Annotated in this window: 20 protein-coding genes; 8 read left to right on the forward strand and 12 right to left on the reverse strand. The window is 57.4% G+C overall.

Features of this window, described 5'->3' with window-relative positions; translation table 11 throughout:
• Positions 1-35: 35 nt before the first annotated feature.
• On the reverse strand, positions 36-698 hold the full coding sequence (locus GS611_RS18180) for a DsbA family protein (protein WP_171637786.1): 663 nt from the start codon (positions 696-698) through the stop codon (positions 36-38).
• 13 nt (positions 699-711) lie between these two features.
• On the reverse strand, positions 712-1218 hold the full coding sequence (locus tag GS611_RS18185; RefSeq protein ID WP_171637788.1) for a DUF721 domain-containing protein: 507 nt from the start codon (positions 1216-1218) through the stop codon (positions 712-714).
• A gap of 81 nt (positions 1219-1299) precedes the next feature.
• On the opposite strand from GS611_RS18185, the gene mutY reads away from it, so the two are divergent.
• Both mutY and GS611_RS18195 read left to right on the forward strand, forming a co-directional pair.
• On the forward strand, positions 1300-2355 hold the full coding sequence (gene mutY, locus GS611_RS18190) for an A/G-specific adenine glycosylase (protein WP_171637790.1): 1056 nt from the start codon (positions 1300-1302) through the stop codon (positions 2353-2355).
• A 61-nt stretch (positions 2356-2416) separates the two neighbouring features.
• The gene (locus GS611_RS18195; protein ID WP_171637793.1) at positions 2417-3553 is read left to right on the forward strand and encodes an alkane 1-monooxygenase; all 1137 of its coding nucleotides are present in this window, start codon (positions 2417-2419) and stop codon (positions 3551-3553) included.
• Between the two features lie 79 nt (positions 3554-3632).
• On the opposite strand, the gene GS611_RS18200 is transcribed toward GS611_RS18195, so the two are convergent.
• The 4 genes from GS611_RS18200 to GS611_RS18215 all read right to left on the reverse strand — a co-directional run bounded on the left by GS611_RS18200 (position 3633) and on the right by GS611_RS18215 (position 7550).
• Entirely contained in the window at positions 3633-5015 is a 1383-nt protein-coding gene (locus tag GS611_RS18200; RefSeq protein WP_171637795.1) for an adenylate/guanylate cyclase domain-containing protein, read from the reverse strand.
• A 140-nt stretch (positions 5016-5155) separates the two neighbouring features.
• The gene (locus tag GS611_RS18205; protein WP_171637797.1) at positions 5156-6256 is read right to left on the reverse strand and encodes a site-specific DNA-methyltransferase; all 1101 of its coding nucleotides are present in this window, start codon (positions 6254-6256) and stop codon (positions 5156-5158) included.
• Between the two features lie 107 nt (positions 6257-6363).
• On the reverse strand, positions 6364-6981 hold the full coding sequence (locus tag GS611_RS18210; RefSeq protein WP_171637799.1) for a ribonuclease HII: 618 nt from the start codon (positions 6979-6981) through the stop codon (positions 6364-6366).
• A 110-nt stretch (positions 6982-7091) separates the two neighbouring features.
• On the reverse strand, positions 7092-7550 hold the full coding sequence (locus tag GS611_RS18215) for a hypothetical protein (RefSeq protein ID WP_171637801.1): 459 nt from the start codon (positions 7548-7550) through the stop codon (positions 7092-7094).
• Positions 7551-7726: 176 nt separating this feature from the next.
• Between GS611_RS18215 and GS611_RS18220 the strand changes: the two genes are divergently transcribed.
• The 3 genes from GS611_RS18220 to GS611_RS18230 all read left to right on the forward strand — a co-directional run bounded on the left by GS611_RS18220 (position 7727) and on the right by GS611_RS18230 (position 10368).
• Entirely contained in the window at positions 7727-8014 is a 288-nt protein-coding gene (locus GS611_RS18220) for a hypothetical protein (protein WP_171637803.1), read from the forward strand.
• A complete protein-coding gene (locus tag GS611_RS18225) occupies positions 7986-8687 on the forward strand; it encodes a helix-turn-helix domain-containing protein (RefSeq protein WP_171637805.1) in 702 nt (233 codons plus the stop codon). Before GS611_RS18220 ends, GS611_RS18225 begins: the two co-directional genes overlap by 29 nt.
• A gap of 106 nt (positions 8688-8793) precedes the next feature.
• Positions 8794-10368, forward strand: a complete 1575-nt coding sequence (locus GS611_RS18230; protein ID WP_171637807.1) for a DUF427 domain-containing protein — start codon at positions 8794-8796, stop codon at positions 10366-10368.
• Between the two features lie 101 nt (positions 10369-10469).
• Here the strand turns inward: GS611_RS18230 and GS611_RS18235 are convergent, their stop codons facing one another.
• The 6 genes from GS611_RS18235 to GS611_RS18260 all read right to left on the reverse strand — a co-directional run bounded on the left by GS611_RS18235 (position 10470) and on the right by GS611_RS18260 (position 14158).
• Positions 10470-11264, reverse strand: coding sequence for a DUF1217 domain-containing protein (locus tag GS611_RS18235; RefSeq protein ID WP_171637809.1), 795 nt, complete (start codon positions 11262-11264; stop codon positions 10470-10472).
• Positions 11261-11662: a flagellar biosynthesis repressor FlbT gene (gene flbT, locus GS611_RS18240; protein ID WP_171637811.1), complete on the reverse strand. Its 402-nt coding sequence runs from the start codon at positions 11660-11662 to the stop codon at positions 11261-11263. The genes GS611_RS18235 and flbT overlap by 4 nt, the downstream gene beginning before the upstream one ends.
• Positions 11662-12036: a flagellar biosynthesis regulator FlaF gene (gene flaF / locus GS611_RS18245; protein WP_171637813.1), complete on the reverse strand. Its 375-nt coding sequence runs from the start codon at positions 12034-12036 to the stop codon at positions 11662-11664. The genes flbT and flaF overlap by 1 nt, the downstream gene beginning before the upstream one ends.
• A 77-nt stretch (positions 12037-12113) precedes the next feature.
• Complete coding sequence (locus GS611_RS18250) at positions 12114-13325, reverse strand: flagellin (RefSeq protein ID WP_171637815.1); 1212 nt, start codon at positions 13323-13325, stop codon at positions 12114-12116.
• Positions 13326-13533: 208 nt separating this feature from the next.
• Entirely contained in the window at positions 13534-13893 is a 360-nt protein-coding gene (locus GS611_RS18255) for a flagellar biosynthesis protein FlgN (RefSeq protein ID WP_152459294.1), read from the reverse strand.
• The gene (locus tag GS611_RS18260; protein ID WP_171637817.1) at positions 13883-14158 is read right to left on the reverse strand and encodes a rod-binding protein; all 276 of its coding nucleotides are present in this window, start codon (positions 14156-14158) and stop codon (positions 13883-13885) included. The genes GS611_RS18255 and GS611_RS18260 overlap by 11 nt, the downstream gene beginning before the upstream one ends.
• Positions 14159-14268: 110 nt before the next feature.
• Between GS611_RS18260 and GS611_RS18265 the strand changes: the two genes are divergently transcribed.
• The 3 genes from GS611_RS18265 to GS611_RS18275 are packed head-to-tail and all read left to right on the forward strand — an operon-like array spanning position 14269 to position 17078.
• Positions 14269-15492 carry a flagellar hook-length control protein FliK gene (locus GS611_RS18265; protein ID WP_171637819.1) on the forward strand — a complete coding sequence of 408 codons (1224 nt, stop codon included), beginning with the start codon at positions 14269-14271 and terminating at the stop codon, positions 15490-15492.
• A 3-nt stretch (positions 15493-15495) separates the two neighbouring features.
• Positions 15496-16158 (forward strand): flagellar hook capping FlgD N-terminal domain-containing protein, encoded by a 663-nt coding sequence (locus tag GS611_RS18270; protein WP_171637821.1) that lies wholly within the window; start codon positions 15496-15498, stop codon positions 16156-16158.
• Positions 16159-16211: 53 nt separating this feature from the next.
• On the forward strand, positions 16212-17078 hold the full coding sequence (locus GS611_RS18275) for an aminoglycoside phosphotransferase family protein (RefSeq protein ID WP_171637823.1): 867 nt from the start codon (positions 16212-16214) through the stop codon (positions 17076-17078).
• Positions 17079-17081 lie beyond the last annotated feature (3 nt).

Raw genomic sequence — 17081 nt, forward strand, 5'->3', positions numbered from 1 at the left:
GGTCGGCCCCTACAGGGCCAACCGGAAAAGGGTTTTTAGCCGCCCAGTTCGTCTTCGATCAGCTTTTTGAAGTCAGCGTAGGACTGGTTGTCGACTTTCTTGCCGTTCACAAGGAACGACGGGGTCGACTGAATACCATCTCGTTCGGCGTTTTCCTGATACCACGCAGCCAATGTCCGCGCCTTGGTACCGTCTTGCAGGCAAGCCTCAAGCTGGTCGCCATCGATGCCGGCCAAACGACCGATCTTGCGCAGCTCGTCCACGATCTCGGCCGGACCACCTGCGCGTGTCCATTCTGCCTGCCCTTCATAGATCAGGTCTGTGATACCGAAGAACTTTTCGGGGCCAGCGCAGCGTGCAACCATCGATGCCCAAAGGCCGTAGCGGTCAAAATACACCTCACGATAGGTAAACTTGACCTTGCCGGTGTCGATGAAGTCTTTCTTGAGCTGCTTATAGGCGCCTGTGTGGAAATTTGCGCAGTGCGGGCAGGTATATGATGCATATTCGATGATTTCGACAGGTGCATCCTCGGCGCCCTGCACCATCTCGACGATCGTCGAAGTATCCAGGTCTACCTCCTGCGCTTCGGCGGCACTGACCAGTGGAATGGTGACATTGGTGTTCGACCCTGTCAGCCAATAGCCGCCAGCGGCCACGGCGACGGCCGCACAGATTACGGTTGCAATACGGCTCATTTTCAGCCCTTTCTCAGCGTTTCTGTTTGGATAAAACGTTGCGCCCGAGACGTTCAAGAGCCGCGCGCAAATCTACATCATGTACATCGCGTGACATTTTGTCGGCCTCGGCGGCAATGTCAGGCGCAATCTGGGGTTTGGCTTGCTTCGGCTTGTGGTCGAAACTGGCCTGCCCCTCGGCAAATCCGGTCGGAGCGGTCTGGGTGATACGGACACGGCTGATGGCGTTATAGCCATAGACCGCGTTTACCTTGCCGCGCAGCTGTTCCTTCTGCATTTCCAGCATCGGAGCCTGTGGCCCGGTCGTTAACACAGTTAGGGTGGCACCAAATCCGCCCTTGCCATAACCCACTTTGACCGGGCGCGCGATGGCGGCGGTTTCCTGGCCGACAATCTCGGCCCAGTGGGTCAAAAGCCGCGACACGGCAAACCCCCGGCTTTCCCCGGCGCGCCGGATCTGATCGTTCAGCAAGGATGCGGTGCGTTTGAACCCGCGGGTCGAAGAACGTCTGCGTTGCATCTGGTTTCCTGCTCCTACACCTCTATTGTACTGGGCAGGCCACCATGTGCCAGCGAAACCCGACCGGGAGTTGAATAAAACTTGCGTGACTCTGCTGAATTCACCGTCAGTGATGCGTTGCTGGAATGGTACGACCGGCACGCCCGCGAAATGCCATGGCGCATCGGTCCGGCAGATCGCGCCGCCGGGATGCGCCCCGACCCCTATCGGGTCTGGCTGTCCGAAGTGATGTTGCAGCAGACAACAGTTGCCGCCGTTCGCGACTATTTCATGCGCTTCACCACCCGATGGCCTACGGTTCAGGCTCTGGCCGCCGCACCGGACGATCAGGTCATGGGGGAATGGGCCGGGCTTGGCTATTACGCCCGCGCCCGCAATCTTTTGAAATGCGCCCGGGCCGTCACGCAAGACTACGATGGCCGGTTTCCCGACAGCGTTGAAGCGCTGCTGAACCTACCCGGCATAGGCCCCTATACCGCCGCTGCGATCTCGGCCATCGCGTTTGATCGGCCTGAAACCGTGCTGGACGGAAACGTCGAGCGTGTCATGGCCCGGCTCCATGACATTCACGATCCGCTGCCCGGCTCCAAACCCCTGATGAAGGAAAAGGCGTCGACCCTGACCCCGGCCACACGTCCCGGCGATTACGCGCAGGCGGTCATGGATTTGGGGGCAACCATCTGCACGCCGAAGTCGCCGGCATGTGGCATTTGCCCCCTGCGTGACCCCTGTCAGAGCCGCGTCGCAGGCACCCAGGCCGACCTGCCACGAAAAACACCCAAAAAGCCCAAATCCACGCGCTATGGGCACGTGTATGTTGCGCAAAGCGCAGACGGGGCCATGGTGCTGGAACGCCGGCCTGACAAAGGTTTGCTGGGCGGAATGCTGGGCTGGCCCGGATCAGAGTGGAACGATGCCCCGGCCGAACGGCCTCCGTTCCCGGCGAATTGGAAGATGTTGCCGGGCGAAGTCCGCCATACATTTACGCATTTCCACCTGATTTTGCGGATCTGGACCACGGATGCCGCCGATCACGACGTACCCGAACATCTGACAGTTGTAGACAAACAAAGCTTCAGGCCAGGCGACCTGCCAACCGTGATGCGCAAGGCCTATGATCTTTGGCGAGGACAATAAGTCCGCTGTGCAAATCTTCGGGCCATGGCTAGGATATCTCCGTAAAGTCGGAGCAGAAAAGATGATCGCAACAGGCACATTGTCCCGCTGGCAATCTGCATCCCCTTTCTGGGTGTCGCTGCTGCTGATTCCGCTGGTCTGGTTTTCAGCTGCCACCGGTGGATGGTCACTGCTGCTGGTTCCTGCCGCAACCTGGTGGGCTTTTGCAGTGCTGGACCGGATCACCGGGCTCAACACGCAAAACGCCGACCCCGAGACGCCGGACACGGCGCTGCAATGGTACATATTACTGACAAAACTCTGGGCCCCGATCCAGTTCGTCACCCTTTTTGGTCTGATCTGGTACGCAACCCACGGCACCCATCTGTCAACGCTTGAGAAAATCGGCCTCTTCTTTGGCATGGGCGTCATTTCGGGCACGATTGGGATCAATTACAGCCACGAGTTGATGCACCAGAAAAGCCGTATGGAACGCTGGCTGGGGGACATCCTTCTTGCCATGGTGCTGTATTCTCATTTTCGGTCCGAGCACCTGTTGGTCCATCACCGCCATGTTGGCACCCCACGCGATCCGGTAACGGCGCGCTACAACGAAGGTTTCCATCGCTTCTATCCCCGCGTTCTGTGGCAATGCTGGGTTTCGGCCTTCAACGCCGAGCGCACCAAGCTGGCCCGCATCGGCAGACCGTGGACAGATCGTTCAAACCCGTTCTGGCGGTACTGGGCGCTGCAAGGTGGGATGCTGGCTCTGGCCGGCCTGATCGGAGGATGGTCCGGCGTGGCGTTGTTTCTGCTTCAGGCTGGTGTCGCGATCTGGCAGCTCGAGCTGGTCAATTACGTCGAACATTACGGCCTGACCCGAAAACACCTGGGCGACGGACGGTACGAGCATGTCCTGCCACGCCATTCCTGGAATGCCTCGCAGAAAGCTTCGAACTGGTTGCTGATCAATCTTCAGCGCCATTCGGACCACCATTACAAACCCAATCGCCGGTTTCCGCTGCTGCAACATCACGCGTCGGACGCAGCCCCACAATTGCCCTATGGCTATCCCGTCATGACCGTGTTCGCTATGATCCCTCCGCTTTGGCGGCGGGTCATGAACCCGCGCGTTCGCGCGTGGCGACGCCACTATTATCCCGAGATCACCGACTGGCACCCCTACAACAAATCTTTGAACCCCATGCCCAAAGCGTGACCGCAGCGCGCACTGGCGCGCTGCTTGACCCAACTGTCAGCACTGCATCTGCGATCCTGTTCTGACGGGCGGGAGGCCCTCAGCTTTTCATCACCCAGACATCCATCGGCGCCTCGACCCCTCGCACGGTTTGGTCGCGGCAGGCACCAAAACCGGCCATGACCTCCGGCGCCTGCGGGTTTTCTTCCTCGACCCGCAAACGCACGGCATCGCTGACAACGATACGCGCCTTGAAATCACGCGTCAGTGCCTCAAGCTTGGCCGCCACATTGACCGCATCGCCAATCACCGCGAATTCCAACCGGTTGGCGCCAATATCCCCAAGTACGACCGAGCCGTAATGCACCCCAACGCCGACATGGATTTCGGGCTCTCCCACCCTGCGACGTTCCAGATTCCAACGGTCGATCACACCCACCATCGCACGCGCGCAGTCCAGGGCATTGCTCGCGTCCAGGGGCGTCGGCACCGGAGTGCCGAAGGTCGCCATCAAACCGTCGCCCAGATACTTGTCCAAGGTCCCGTGGTGCCGGAATACCTCGGTTTCCATACGGGCATGAAACCCGCGCAGAACCTCGATCACTTCATAGGGATCCCGCCCGGCGGCGTATTTGGTGAACCCGACGATATCGATGAAAAGAACGGCCACATCTTCTTTGCGGACCTGTTTCAGCGGTTCATCGTTCTGGCTCAGCTCATCCACCACATTGGGCGAGAAATACCGCGACAGGTTGGCCCGTTCACGTTCCAATCCTGCGTTGTTCATCAACAATTGATTGAGACGCCGCATCGAAATGCCCAGCGTTACCGCGACCATTATGAATACAATCACTTGCTGGATACGTTGAGGGACCATGAAACTGTTGGGGTCCAACAGCTCGGCAACATCCGGATAGCCCTGCAAGGCCTCTGCAACCTTTTCGCTGATCCCCGGAATCGGCGTTGCCACCCACGAGGCAACGATCCAACCGATCGTCCACATCAATGCCGTCCACGAACCGATGGCAATGACCGTTCGCCAGGAATAAGCCAGGGTTCCAGCCGCCAGGATGACGAAAAAGTACTGAAAATTGTCGAACCGGTATTGCATGGCCAGAGGGCGAACATCGTCACTGAACGGGTTGGGCACGATCATTCCAAGGGTCATGATCAGCAGATCCACGAAGATCAAAAGAAGCTCGACCCGCGATTGCCCCACCCGACCGGAACGGCGGATCAGCCAACCGTTGGCGCAGATCAGCAGCAGAATGAAGTGATACCAAAGCACCTCCCATTGCGGGTTCAGGAAAACCAGAAGAACCCCGGTCAGTGCCATCGCCACCCAGCGCGCGCGGACGGCCAGTTCCAACCCTTCTCGCTTGTGCCGCTCCAACGCGGCCTCGGTGTATTTGTTGTCCAGATCGAACGTGTCAGGTTCCGTGAAAAACAGACTGCGGCGGGGCTGCGCGGTTGTCTCGGTCATGGCCGTGATCTTTCTTGCAGTGTCAGGGTCAACAACATGCAATCACTGTTGATCCGAAAACAAAAGACCCCGCCGTAGGATCGGCGGGGCAAGGCGTAGTGCCTTGTGTCAGGCCACAGGCACCGGCGGTGTTCTTTGCATCAGTTCATCTCGGCCCGGATCTGCTGGCGCAGAACGTCGATCGGAACCGTTTTGCCGTCACGCTTGAAGCACCAATAGGTCCAGCCATTGCAGGACGGCGCATTTTCCAGATGGGCGCCCACCTGATGGATCGAGCCTTTGACGTTGTCACCGACCAATGTGCCATCGGCCCGGACCTTGGCTTTGTGGCGCTGGTTCATGGAATACAACTCTTCGCCCGGGCGCAGCATGCCACGTTCGACCAGTTGCCCGAAGGGCACGCGCGGTTCGGCGCGTTTGCTGGCACTGACTTCCAGCGCTTCGCGGTCGAATTTGCGTACCTTCGAGATGCGCTTTTCCGCCACTTTGCGATAACTTTCCTCGCGCTCGATCCCGATGAACTCGCGACCCAGCATTTTGGCAACTGCACCGGTTGTACCCGTGCCAAAGAACGGATCCAAAATCACATCGCCCGGATTGGTCGAGCCAATCAACACGCGGTGCAGAAGCGATTCCGGCTTTTGTGTCGGGTGTGCCTTGTCGCCGTTTTCATCTTTTAGACGCTCATGCCCGGTGCAGATCGGCAGCACCCAATCGCTGCGCATCTGCACGCCTTCGTTCAGAGCCTTTAGCGCCTCATAGTTGAAGGTGTATTTCGCGCCTTCGCGTTTGCTGGCCCAGATCATCGTCTCATGCGCGTTGGTAAAGCGCTTGCCCCGGAAATTCGGCATCGGATTCGACTTGCGCCAGACCACATCGTTGAGGATCCAATATCCTGCGTCCTGCAAAGCCGAGCCTACACGGAAAATATTGTGGTAAGAACCGATCACCCAGATAGCGCCGTTGGGCTTCAGCAGACGGTGTGCTGCCTTCAACCATTCGCGCGTGAACTGGTCATAGGCACCAAAGCTGGAAAACTGGTCCCAGTGATCATCAACCGCATCCACCTGAGAGTTATCCGGGCGGTGCAACTGGCCTTTCAGCTGCAAGTTATACGGAGGATCGGCGAAAATCAGGTCAACCGACGCCTCGGGCAGACTGTTCATCACTTCGATGCAGTCCCCGGATAGAATCGTGTTTAAAGGGAGCGCTTTTGCGCCCTTTTTGGTGGTCGTTGTCATATCACTGCCTCAAGTATCCACGGCGCTTTTGCGCTCATTTGGTTGAGACAAGGATGAGTCAAAGACGATTCGCCGTCAATTTCTTTTTTGAATCAGCGACTTACGATTTACTCTTGATACAAGATATTGTGCACTGGCTTGAACGAACGTCTATGGTGTGGGGTCACGCCAAGATTTTGCAGCGCTTCCTTGTGTTGTTTTGACGGATAACCGGCGTTGGTTTCCCATCCATATCCCGGATGCTGTTGCGCCAAATCCACCATCACCTGATCGCGCCAGTTTTTCGCAAGGATCGAGGCGGCTGCAATCGACACCGATCGGGCATCCCCCTTCACGACGGCCTGCGACGGGATTTTCAGGCCGCGTGGAATCATATTCCCGTCGATCAGCAGGAAATCGGGGGCCGGCGACAGTGCCTCAACCGCGCGCAGCATCGCCAGATGCGATGCCCTGAGGATGTTGATCTCGTCAATCTCGGCGACCGAGGCTTCGGCCACGGCAAACTCGGCGCTGTGCCGGATCTCGGCATCCAGGGCGGCCCGACGTCTGGCCGTCAGCTTCTTGGAATCATTCAACCCTTCGGGGATGGCCTGTGGGTTCAGGATCACCGCTGCCGCGACGACCGGGCCGGCCAAAGGGCCGCGCCCGACCTCATCCACGCCCGCGATGCGGCAATGGCCCCGGCCCAGCAGCGCCTGTTCAAGTTCGAAATCTGGTTTTGTCATGCCTTTGGAAAACCGTGTTTCACACAGCGCCGCAAGAAAAAAAGAGAGGGCAGCCCACACCGCCCTCTCTCACACGGCGCTTCTTTGGCGCCGCTCCTGCTCAACCGGTGTTACTGGTAAACGACACGGTATCCTTTCTGGCGCAGGCACGCGGGTTCGTATGCCCGCTTGACCTTTTGCCCATTCCAGAAACCGACTTTGCACTCTTGCGGCAGGCTATTGGCATGTTTGTAGTGCTTCTTGAGGCATTTCGGCCCAAGCAGCGGATGATCCTGTGAATACCCGTTGAATGTGCGCAGGCAGCGCTGGGGCAGATCATAACGCGCCACGCGCGGCGGCAGAGGGCGCACCGGCTGCGGCGTGTAAGGTGCCGGGGTATAGGTTTGGTGGCGAGTCGCCCGATCCTTTTTCTTTTCCTTGTTGTAATAGTGAACCCCGGCCCCGATGATCGCGATGGCGGCCAGCCCGCCAAGAATGTCCTTTGCGTCCGCAGCCCGTGCCTGAGACGCAGACACCCCGGTTATTGCAACCGCGGTCGCAACGATGAATGCGATGAATTTCTTATGCATGATGCGTGTCCTTCATAGTGTTTGGGCGACCGTGTGACGGAGCGCGTCCTGATTGCCCTGACACTGGGGGCGACCGGCCCAGACAAGCAATAACGGCCCGGTGTTATCGGATATCAGAACCCGCAAACCCCTTGGGTTATTGAATATCGCGGCGACTCGTGCGCAGGATGCGGCCTATGAAACAGATCCTCTCTTCTCTGACCTTTGCGGTCCTGATATCGCTTGGCTCTGCTGCGTCTGCGGCGGATTGCTATGCGGATTACAAGGCCAAGAAAGACAACCCGCTGCGTTTGCATTATGGGGTTATCCAGGTCTCGAACTGCGACAAGGGCCAGGCCCAAGCAGAAATCGCCCAGCGCCTGAGCGCGTCAGGCTGGACCTTGCTTGAAGTGCAGTCCGTTTTCGGGCCGGAAGGGTTGGATCAGAGGAAAGGCAATGCCGGACAATTCTATCTCCGTTTCTGACGCACGCCGGTCGGGGGTCCGTCTGGTTGTGCTGGGCGTCGCAGCCATTATCGCCATTCTGATCACCGCTGCCGTTTTCCTGTTCTGGACCCTGCCGGACGCGAACGCATTCAACGCGCGGGTCGAGCGATTGTTCATCGAGACCGATCTGACTTCACAGACCGAGATTCGCCTGCTTGAAATTCTGGCCCAGTCTGGCACCGCCTTCGCCGACACCCTGTCCAGCTATCGGATGGTGATCTATGTGCTTCTGGTTTTTGCCTGTGCCATGATGGCCTCGGCATTGGTCTTTCTGGTTATGCTGGTACTGCTGAACCGACGCATGGCGCAAATCGAACGCACCGGCATTCAGGTGACTTCGTTGCTGATCAGCCGCGAGGAAAACACCGTCTACCTCAACAACATGGATTTCAAACTCACGCCTGCCGCCATGGAAACCTTATCGGTTCTGGCTGAATCGCGACTGGATGATGAGGTTTTGTCCGGCGCCCAGATCGAGGCGATGATTTCCGGCCGTAATGAAGCCGATTGCGACGAAGCCGCAGGCGCGACGCGGATCAAACGGTTGCGGGATGCGCTTGGCAATCAGATGGTCAGTGAACTTCTGGTCAAAAACATCGCCAAAAAAGGGTACATGCTGTCCATCGAAAAAGACGTCATACAAATGGTCTGAACCTTGCTGCATGACCGTATGCGTTGGCACTTTTCCCTTCTGCGCCTCTTGGAATGTGGGATGCAAAGCCCCATTCTAGAAAAAACCCAGGCAAGGGAGGTCGCATATGAACGTCCACGCCGCACCAAAAATCAATGGGTATGGAATATCGGTTGAATCGCTGAATGGCAGAATTGCCATTTATCGCAATGATGTGCTTTTGGCTGAAAGCACAGATGCCAAGGTGATGTATGAAACGCGCCTGCCGCCCACGATCTATGTTCCCCGCGCGGATGTCTGTGTTGATTTGAGCGAAGAAACAGACCTGCAAACATTCTGCCCGTTCAAAGGCACTGCCACGTATCACGACATCAATCTGGGGTCCGAAAACCTGGCCAATTCTGTCTGGGCCTATGAGGAAGCCCTGCCCGAAAGCGCGGCCATTCAAGGCTGTATCGGCTTTGTGCCCGGCGCCTATACGAAGATCCATCTGGGCGACAACCGCCTTCGCGAACCTGAAGACGGCAACATCAGCGGGCCCCTGATTGATTGGTTGATGCGTGGTGCTTCGACCGCGGCAACGCCCGAAAGCTTTACCAAAGCGCTCGCCGAAAAGATGCTGGAGCACGGCATCGCAATACAAAGGCTGAGCATTCTGGCCTGGTCCCTTCACCCCCTGATCGCGGGAAAGCACTATATCTGGGAAAAAGATGAAGAAGAGATTCTGACCCGGGCTCCGACATACGAAATCTATGATCACCCAGCTTTCATCAACAGCCCCTTGCGGCATGTCTCGAACGGCCTGGGTGGCGTGCGGCAAAGGTTGAATGATGAAAACCCGCATAACAGCTTCCCGATCATGGAGGACCTGCGGGCCAAGGGCGCAACAGATTACGTGGCCATGCCCTTGCCGTTTTCCGACGGGCGCACCAATGTTCTGACGCTGACCTGCGATCACCCGGACGGGTTTACCACCGAAAATCTGGGCCTTGTCTTTGAATGTTCCTCGGTAATCGCCCGTTTCTACGAAGTGTTCATGCAGCGCGAAAACGCGCAGGTCCTGCTGGAAACCTATGTCGGCAAACGCACCGGCGCGCGCGTATTGGGCGGCGAAATCAGGCGGGGTGACGGGGATGAGATCGACGCCGCCATCATGTTCTGCGACCTCCGTAATTCAACGAGCCTGGAAGAGAAGCTGGGCCGGGGCGAGTATATCAATCTGCTGAACGAGTTCTTTGAAACGGTCTCGGGCATTGTTCATGACAACAACGGAGAAGTCCTCAAGTTCATTGGCGACGCTGTGCTTGCCGTCTTCCCGGCAACGGACGAGGATGCCAGTACGGCCCGCACCAATGCCCAGCGCTCGGCGATCAAAATTGTCGAAACTTTGGGAGAGCTGCGCAAAGAAGGTACGGACAGGCATTGCGACTGTTCGATCGGCGTCGCGTATGGGCGTGTCACCTACGGCAATGTGGGATCTCGCGAACGGCTTGATTTCACAGTTATCGGTCAGGCCGCAAACATCGCCGCACGTTTGGGCGAGTTCGGCAAGTCGCAAGGGCACCGCATTGTCGTTTCAGAAGACATCGAACCGGCCTGTTCCAATGCTGTACCGCTGGGAGACGTCAATCTGCACAATGTGTCCCGTCCCGTCAGATCATACGCTTTACGAACCGCAGCCGATGAGATTCTGAACGGTTGAGGCCTGTCGTTTGCAGTTCTGAAGAAACCCGCATTGCCTTGATCAACGTGACGCCCTTGCGATCATGCTTCACCGATCACTTCGATCCGGAGGCGTTCTGCTCAAACGGCCCCCAACAAGATCAATGCGGTCTGCGCCGGCGAGATCGTGTTCTGAAGTTGCGCAATCTGACTTCTGGCCAAATAGGTGTCGGTCAGTTTCTCAACAGACTGTGGGTTCGAAAACTGTGCCAGGTCATCCGAGCCGGTCAGTTTGAGCAACCTGGCCTTGAACTCGACCAGTTGTTTGTCAATGTCCAGCTGCGCAAAGGATGACGGCAGTCCAAGTGCCGTTTCCATCATGCTGCGCAAAGGTGGCAACCCCATAAGATCAAACCACTTTGTGTCTGCGCTTGAGGTCCTGTTGGCAAGATCCGAAAGCTCTCGTTGTGCATAGAGCGAAATTCGCATCGTTTCATCCGACTCGCCAACGGCGATTTCAAACCTGGCCGTCAAATTGGCCTGGGCGATTTGCTCCATGTCGGACGTCCGCGCGGTTTTTCGGACAGCTCCGGGACCAAACCCAAAGGCGTCAGAAAATGCCCGGTATCGCTTGTCGGCCAAACGATTGGACAACGCGTCATCCGCCTGTGTCCCATCCTCGAGGATTTTGCGTATGAAAAACCGGTTGTCCAAATCTCCTTCCAAGCCGAACGCACCCAAAGCGACCTGCAACAACCTGCGATCCGAAACCAGCTCTTCAGCGGATTGGATTTTCCCGATGTTGTCCAGAAAATACTTTGTCTCTCTTTCATTTGCTGCTGACGACGAAAAACTCTGGAGCTGACTTTCATAGGTACGTTGCAGGAACCGCCAGCCCACGATTCCGCCGCTTGGAATGACGGGTTGGAATGTCATTGCTGGTAAGCCATCAGCCGCTCTTCGCGCGGCAGAAGCGAGCGAAGCGATTTGAGGCACTTGTAATAATGCTCTGCAACCAGGGCATCCGTGGCTTCGGCCAAGACCCGACGGCTATCTGCATCCGTAAAAACCTGGCTCAGCTCTTCCACGCGGCGCAACAGTTGCTGACGTGCTTGGCAAGGTTCGATGTCCCCTGACAATACAAGCTGCGCGGCATAACAGACGCGGCGCACCGGCGTATTCACCTCATCCGGATGAATCGCGTCCCGCAATCGAAGTACATTTGCCTGGGGCGTCATAATCGAAAACCGGCCGCGGCGATCGCCGTTCTCAATTACGACCCCGTTGATCAGAACCCTTTCTTTCGGGGCAAGCTTTAGGACCAGACCGCTCATCAAGTTGCCCTCATTTGGCGCAACCCGCGCAGTACGGCCGTGTTGATTTCCACCAACGGCTCAACGGTTGCGCCGTCTCCCAGAACGCGGCTGCTGTGTTGTTCGGTGAATTCGGCAAGGTAGAAGATCCTGGCTCTCAGGTCGTTGGGCAGGGCATTCTCGGAATCGGCAACGCCGGTTGCGAGCACCCCCCATAGCCGCCGGTTTTCGTGCACGGCCTGAACAAAACCCGAAAAATCCGTTGCCTTTTGTGCTGTTGCTGCCTTCAGGCGCCGTGTGATCCTTGAAATCGCTTCGTATTCTGTGTCTCGAGGCGTCCGAGTCGGCGCGGTGGTTTGCGCATAGGTTTGATGGGCTAGGGTTTGCGGTGTCACTTGAAATCCTTCCAAAGGGCCGTCATCAGGCAGTCATTGATGGGGCGCGAAGAACGCGCCCCAACCGATTTCGCGAATTAGCGGAACAGCGACAGAATCGACTGCGGTGCCTGATTGGCGATCGAAAGCGACTGTGTTGCCAACTGTTGCTGAACCTGAAGCGCCTGTAGCCGCGCCGAAGTCTCTTCCATGTCCGCGTCGACCAGAGACCCGATACCTGACTTGAACGAGTCGGACAGGTTCGAGATGAACTCTTTCTGAGTTTCGATCCGACCTTGGGAGGAACCGAAAGCAGCTGATGCATCGATCGAAGTATCGATCAGCGATTCAACGGCGGCCAGGGCAGCGGTCGCACCCGCACCGGTCGAGACATCAATGCCGGCCAGCGCGCCAAGACCACCTGCGCCGGCGTTCACGAATTGAGCCGAGAATGAAATGTCAGAGCCCGTACCGTTGGTGATGGACAGGGTTCCTGCTGTACCCGAGTCATAGTCGACGGTCAGACCGGTAATCCCAAGCTCTTCAATCTTCGATTTCAATCCAACGGCAACCAGATCACCGGTTGTTGTCGCGGCGGCGTCTTCGGCAGACACGGTATAGGACACGACCTGATCGTTGATCGCGACGACAACCTTGTCGCCGGCGGCAAATACACCGCTGGATTCGTCGGTGACCAGCGCGGTCGCAGCAGTCGCGCCGTTGTCGATGGTTGCGCCGACGCGATCGTTGCCTGCCGATGCGCCGGTCGAACCGTCAAAAACCTGCTTGGTGACATAACCGCCGGTTGACAGGTTCTGCCCTGCAACGGTGATCGACGATGCGGTCACGGCCCCGGTATTGTCACGATCCAACGACGCCAGAACCGAAGCGGAACCAGCAGAGCCGTCAACCAGGTTCAGGCCATTGAACTGCGCTGCGCTGACAACGGACGCAATCTGATCTTTCAGAGCAGTCACATCATCATTGATTTTGCCTCGATCAACGTTGTCTTCCTGCGCGGCGACGATCTTGCCTTTCATCTGGGTCAGCAGATCAGTGACGGTTTCTGCGGCATTCCGGGCAACGGCGACGGTCGATTCGCCAAGCGCGAGGCTGTCCTTGATGGCGTTGAAACCTTTGACGTCCGACTCCATCACTTTGGAAATCGCCCATACTGCCGAGTTGTCCTTGGCCGTTGCGACATCCTTGCCGGTCGAGATCGCGTTCTGGGTCATCGCCAGGTTTTTGTTGACCGACTTGAGAGTTTGCAGCGCAACCATCGCGCCATTGTTTGTCAGAATGCTGGACATAGCTTTCATCCTTTTCGTTCGGGCCATTTTGCCCATGTTCACCCCGCACTATTTGCGGGCATTGGTGTCTTTCTGACCTGTGCGACGCGCCGCGTGGCCGTTCGCGCCACCTGTTGATCTCAGGTGCAACACCACTTTTGAACTCGATCCCCTAACGGAGTGCTAAAGCGCCCGGCCCAGAAATTTCGGATTTGAATCAAACTTCTGCCTATGCCCGCTTTTCCAGCTTTGCCGTGCTGCGCACCGCGAATTCACTTCGCTGTCCGTCTGCACCATAGGTGCTGAATTCCTGCCGAACGCGCCGCAATTCAGCCATTCGGCTGGCGACCGCCCGGATGCCTTCAGCCGCGCTGTTCAGCAGCGCCTGATTGCGCTCGGCTTTCTGTTGAACGCGAATCAGTGCCTCACTTTCCAGCACCTGAAGATCATTGATTGCCCCGATCAGCTTTTCTTTTTCAGGCACCATGCTGGACAAACGGTCCAGATCCCCCTGCACAAGTGCTGCACGTTCCAAATCCAGGACTTCTTCCAAAGACTTGATCAACGCTTTATCGGCCTTAGAAGTCATCGGTTTTCTCCATCAGTGACTTGAACAGAATTTCGGAAAGGCCCACGCCGCCGGACCGGGCCAGTTGCTGCGCCTGATGTTGAACAAGCATCGAAGAAAACTGATCCTCACCGGCGCCACCGCCAAAGGACTGACGGGTCTTTCCCAACCCGGCAGATTTCAGCGTTTCGGCCAGAAACGCGGCCTCCAGCTCTATGGCGGCGTTTTTCAGCCGGGTCTGGGGTGACTGTAATTGAGATACGTGAGGAAGGGTGGAAACCTTCATGGCATTCTCCGAATTTGCTTCGAACTTTCTCGATCAAAGGTGAAAGCGGTTAAAATAAACGTAACTTCCTACAGGCAGTGTTCCGACCAGTCACACGGAGCCGGAGCAAAATGCCCAACCCCCTAACGCTGGCGAACGCAACGCCGACCACAACCGAGAAAGCCGTCACATCTCGTAAGGCTCCGGGCCAAAACACTGGCTCGGAGAGCTTTCAGGATATCCTCGGGCAAGAGGTTGGTGCCACCGGCCGCCCTGAAGGCGAAAACGCTGCCATCAATGCCGAGCTGAAAATTGTCGAATCAGAGCCCGAACCTGTGCCGGAGACAACGGCCGAGGCATCTGAAACGGCCCATCCCACCCCGATTTCAGAACACATCGGCGAACAGCAACCCCCTTCTGCATTCCTGGAAACCCCGGACCTGGACGAGGTAAAGGTGGTGCCGGTTCAGTTGGCGGAGGTAAATCAAGTACCCTCGGAAACACTGAAACAACCACCGGTATCAGTACCAAAAGGTTTGCCCACACAAAGCGACACGCCTTCCCCGGTTCCGGCGCTCTCGCAGAAGGCGCTGGGTCCGACGTCCCAACCTGTGCAAGTGACAGCCATGACCGAAATCGGCCAGATGTTTGATCAGCTTGCAAAGCCCACAGGCACGGTCGAACAAACGGGGGCCGTCCCCTTTCCGCTGGACCCTGAAAAGAAGCCGTTGCCCGAAGTGAACATTCCGACGCCCAAACCGTCAGCGCCTGACCGGGCGCCCTCGGTGGCGCAGCTTCAGCTGATGGCAACTGCCGTTGAAGCCGAACCCGTGGCACCCGTTATCGAAGCTGAGGCCCTGCCGGCCGCCAGAGAGGAACCTTTGCCGCTGACCTCGCGTGAGTCCGCGCCTCAAATTACGGTTCCGTCCACTGCTGCCCGAACGGAAATCGCCCGGTCGATTGCTGGTCAGCTGTCAGCAGCTGTCCAGACTCGTATCGGATCAGGAGCAACGGAAATAGCGCTGAATCCGGAAGAGCTTGGGCGTGTGTCGATTGTTCTGAACGGTCGGGAGGACGGCCTGCAAATCACCATTGCGACCGAGCGCCCGGAAACCCTCGAATTAATGCGGCGTCATTTGTCCGTTCTGACAGAAGAGTTTCAGAAGCTGGGTTATGGGGATCTGAGCTTTGACCTGGGAACCTCTTGGGGTTCTAGCGCACATCAAAAGGATGCAAACGACGCTGACACACAATCCCCTTCACATTCTGAAGCTGCGCCGCATGAACGGATCGATCACACAACTTCCCAAACACAGTATCTGGCCTCGGGCCAAGGCATCGACATGAGGTTTTGACCAATGATTACGCCTGTCAACACCGCGCAGCCCTTTGCGGATCAACAAAAGGCCGGGGCATCTCAGAAATCCGCGATTACGTCCGACTTTGAGACTTTCTTGCTGATGCTAACGGCGCAGGCAAAGAATCAGGATCCGCTGGAGCCGATGGATTCGACCGAATATGCGTCTCAGTTGGCGCAGTTCTCGATGGTCGAGCAACAAGTCCAGACCAATGACCTCTTGTCCAACCTGGCCAACGCATTGGGCGGCACAAAACTGAACGAGCTTGCAAGCTGGGTGGGCATGGACGTCCGTTCGACATCAGCCTTTCACTTTGCCGGCCAGCCCGTGACATTGTTTGCCCAGGCCGACCCTGATGCGGACGCGACGAAATTGGTGATCCGCGACAGTGACGGCACGGTGATCGATAATGTCACCGTGCCCACGACAACTGAGGAGTTTGTTTGGGCCGGAGTGGATTCCTCAGGCAATCCATTGGCATCAGGCAACTACACCGCAACTCTGGAAAGCTACAAGGGCGACAAGTTGCTCTCCGAAAAACCTGTCGCCGCCTACAATCGCGTCGTCGAAGCACAGGTTGGCGACGATGCTGTTTTGCTGACCTTGCAGGGCGGTCAGGTGGTTCCCGCAACTCAGGTCACCGCAGTCCGAACTGGTGCTTGATCTGTCGGGCGGGACGGGCCAAACCTTGGCAAATCGACTCGCCATAAGAAGTGATGGAACCTCTGCCCGACCTGCCTGCCCCCCCTCGTGATCTGGTTGACCATCTCCACGCGCAAGGATTGGTCAACGCGCATCCCCGGTTCGAGACCTTGTACGGCGGGCGCACCAACAGGGTGTGGAAGGTCAAGGGCCGCGACAGTGACAAAGTCCTGAAACTCTACAGCACAGCGTTGCGCAATCCTTTGTTTCGCAATGATGCAGAGTTGGAGGCCCAATGTCTGAAGGCGCTTGGCACCACGGGCTTCGTGCCAAGGCTGCGGGCCACAGGGCAATACAAAGAAGCCCGTTGGGTGTTTTACGACCACGCCCCCGGAGCCCCCTGGCGGCAGGATTCAGCCCAGGTTGGCGCCTTGCTGCGCAAGCTTCATACCCTGCCCATTGCCGTCCAGGCGCCAGCCGGATGCAATGGCAGCGCAGACTTGCGCGCTCATGGAAAAAGAATTCTGCAAGGCTGCACGTCAAACGGGCGCGACGAACTCGCTGATTTGCAACCTTCAAATTCGGTCGCACCCACGCAACAGACGTGCCTGATCCATGGCGACCCCGTGGCAGGCAATATCCTGGTGGCGACCGGTGGTCTGACCTTGATCGACTGGCAATGCCCGGCCCAGGGCGATCCCTGCGAAGACCTTGCGCTGTTTTTGTCGCCTGCTATGCAGCAGCTTTACCGAGGCTCACCGCTGTCGAAGAAAGAGGAAGACCAGTTTCTTTCGGCCTACAGCAGGCCCGAAATCGTCGCGCGCTATGAACAGCTCAGGCCATGGTATGCGTGGCGCATGGCGACGTATTGCCTCTGGCGCGCTGAAAATGGTGCGCCCGATTACGCGACAGGTTTGAACTTGGAAACCGCAATTCTGTAACAC

Source organism: Ruegeria sp. HKCCD6119 (genome assembly GCF_013110585.1).
In the GTDB taxonomy this organism is placed as follows: Bacteria; Pseudomonadota; Alphaproteobacteria; order Rhodobacterales; family Rhodobacteraceae; genus Ruegeria.

Coding starts and splice junctions, on each gene's coding strand:
- GS611_RS18260 (WP_171637817.1), bottom strand. CDS start 14,158: ATGAAGGTTTCCACCCTTCCTCACGTATCTCAATTACAGTCACCCCAG.
- GS611_RS18270 (WP_171637821.1), top strand. CDS start 15,496: ATGATTACGCCTGTCAACACCGCGCAGCCCTTTGCGGATCAACAAAAG.
- GS611_RS18250 (WP_171637815.1), bottom strand. CDS start 13,325: ATGTCCAGCATTCTGACAAACAATGGCGCGATGGTTGCGCTGCAAACT.
- GS611_RS18265 (WP_171637819.1), top strand. CDS start 14,269: ATGCCCAACCCCCTAACGCTGGCGAACGCAACGCCGACCACAACCGAG.
- GS611_RS18205 (WP_171637797.1), bottom strand. CDS start 6,256: ATGACAACGACCACCAAAAAGGGCGCAAAAGCGCTCCCTTTAAACACG.
- GS611_RS18235 (WP_171637809.1), bottom strand. CDS start 11,264: ATGACATTCCAACCCGTCATTCCAAGCGGCGGAATCGTGGGCTGGCGG.
- flbT (WP_171637811.1), bottom strand. CDS start 11,662: ATGAGCGGTCTGGTCCTAAAGCTTGCCCCGAAAGAAAGGGTTCTGATC.
- GS611_RS18215 (WP_171637801.1), bottom strand. CDS start 7,550: ATGCATAAGAAATTCATCGCATTCATCGTTGCGACCGCGGTTGCAATA.
- GS611_RS18200 (WP_171637795.1), bottom strand. CDS start 5,015: ATGACCGAGACAACCGCGCAGCCCCGCCGCAGTCTGTTTTTCACGGAA.
- GS611_RS18255 (WP_152459294.1), bottom strand. CDS start 13,893: ATGACTTCTAAGGCCGATAAAGCGTTGATCAAGTCTTTGGAAGAAGTC.
- GS611_RS18180 (WP_171637786.1), bottom strand. CDS start 698: ATGAGCCGTATTGCAACCGTAATCTGTGCGGCCGTCGCCGTGGCCGCT.
- GS611_RS18230 (WP_171637807.1), top strand. CDS start 8,794: ATGAACGTCCACGCCGCACCAAAAATCAATGGGTATGGAATATCGGTT.
- GS611_RS18220 (WP_171637803.1), top strand. CDS start 7,727: ATGAAACAGATCCTCTCTTCTCTGACCTTTGCGGTCCTGATATCGCTT.
- GS611_RS18275 (WP_171637823.1), top strand. CDS start 16,212: ATGGAACCTCTGCCCGACCTGCCTGCCCCCCCTCGTGATCTGGTTGAC.
- GS611_RS18195 (WP_171637793.1), top strand. CDS start 2,417: ATGATCGCAACAGGCACATTGTCCCGCTGGCAATCTGCATCCCCTTTC.
- GS611_RS18210 (WP_171637799.1), bottom strand. CDS start 6,981: ATGACAAAACCAGATTTCGAACTTGAACAGGCGCTGCTGGGCCGGGGC.
- GS611_RS18225 (WP_171637805.1), top strand. CDS start 7,986: ATGCCGGACAATTCTATCTCCGTTTCTGACGCACGCCGGTCGGGGGTC.
- GS611_RS18185 (WP_171637788.1), bottom strand. CDS start 1,218: ATGCAACGCAGACGTTCTTCGACCCGCGGGTTCAAACGCACCGCATCC.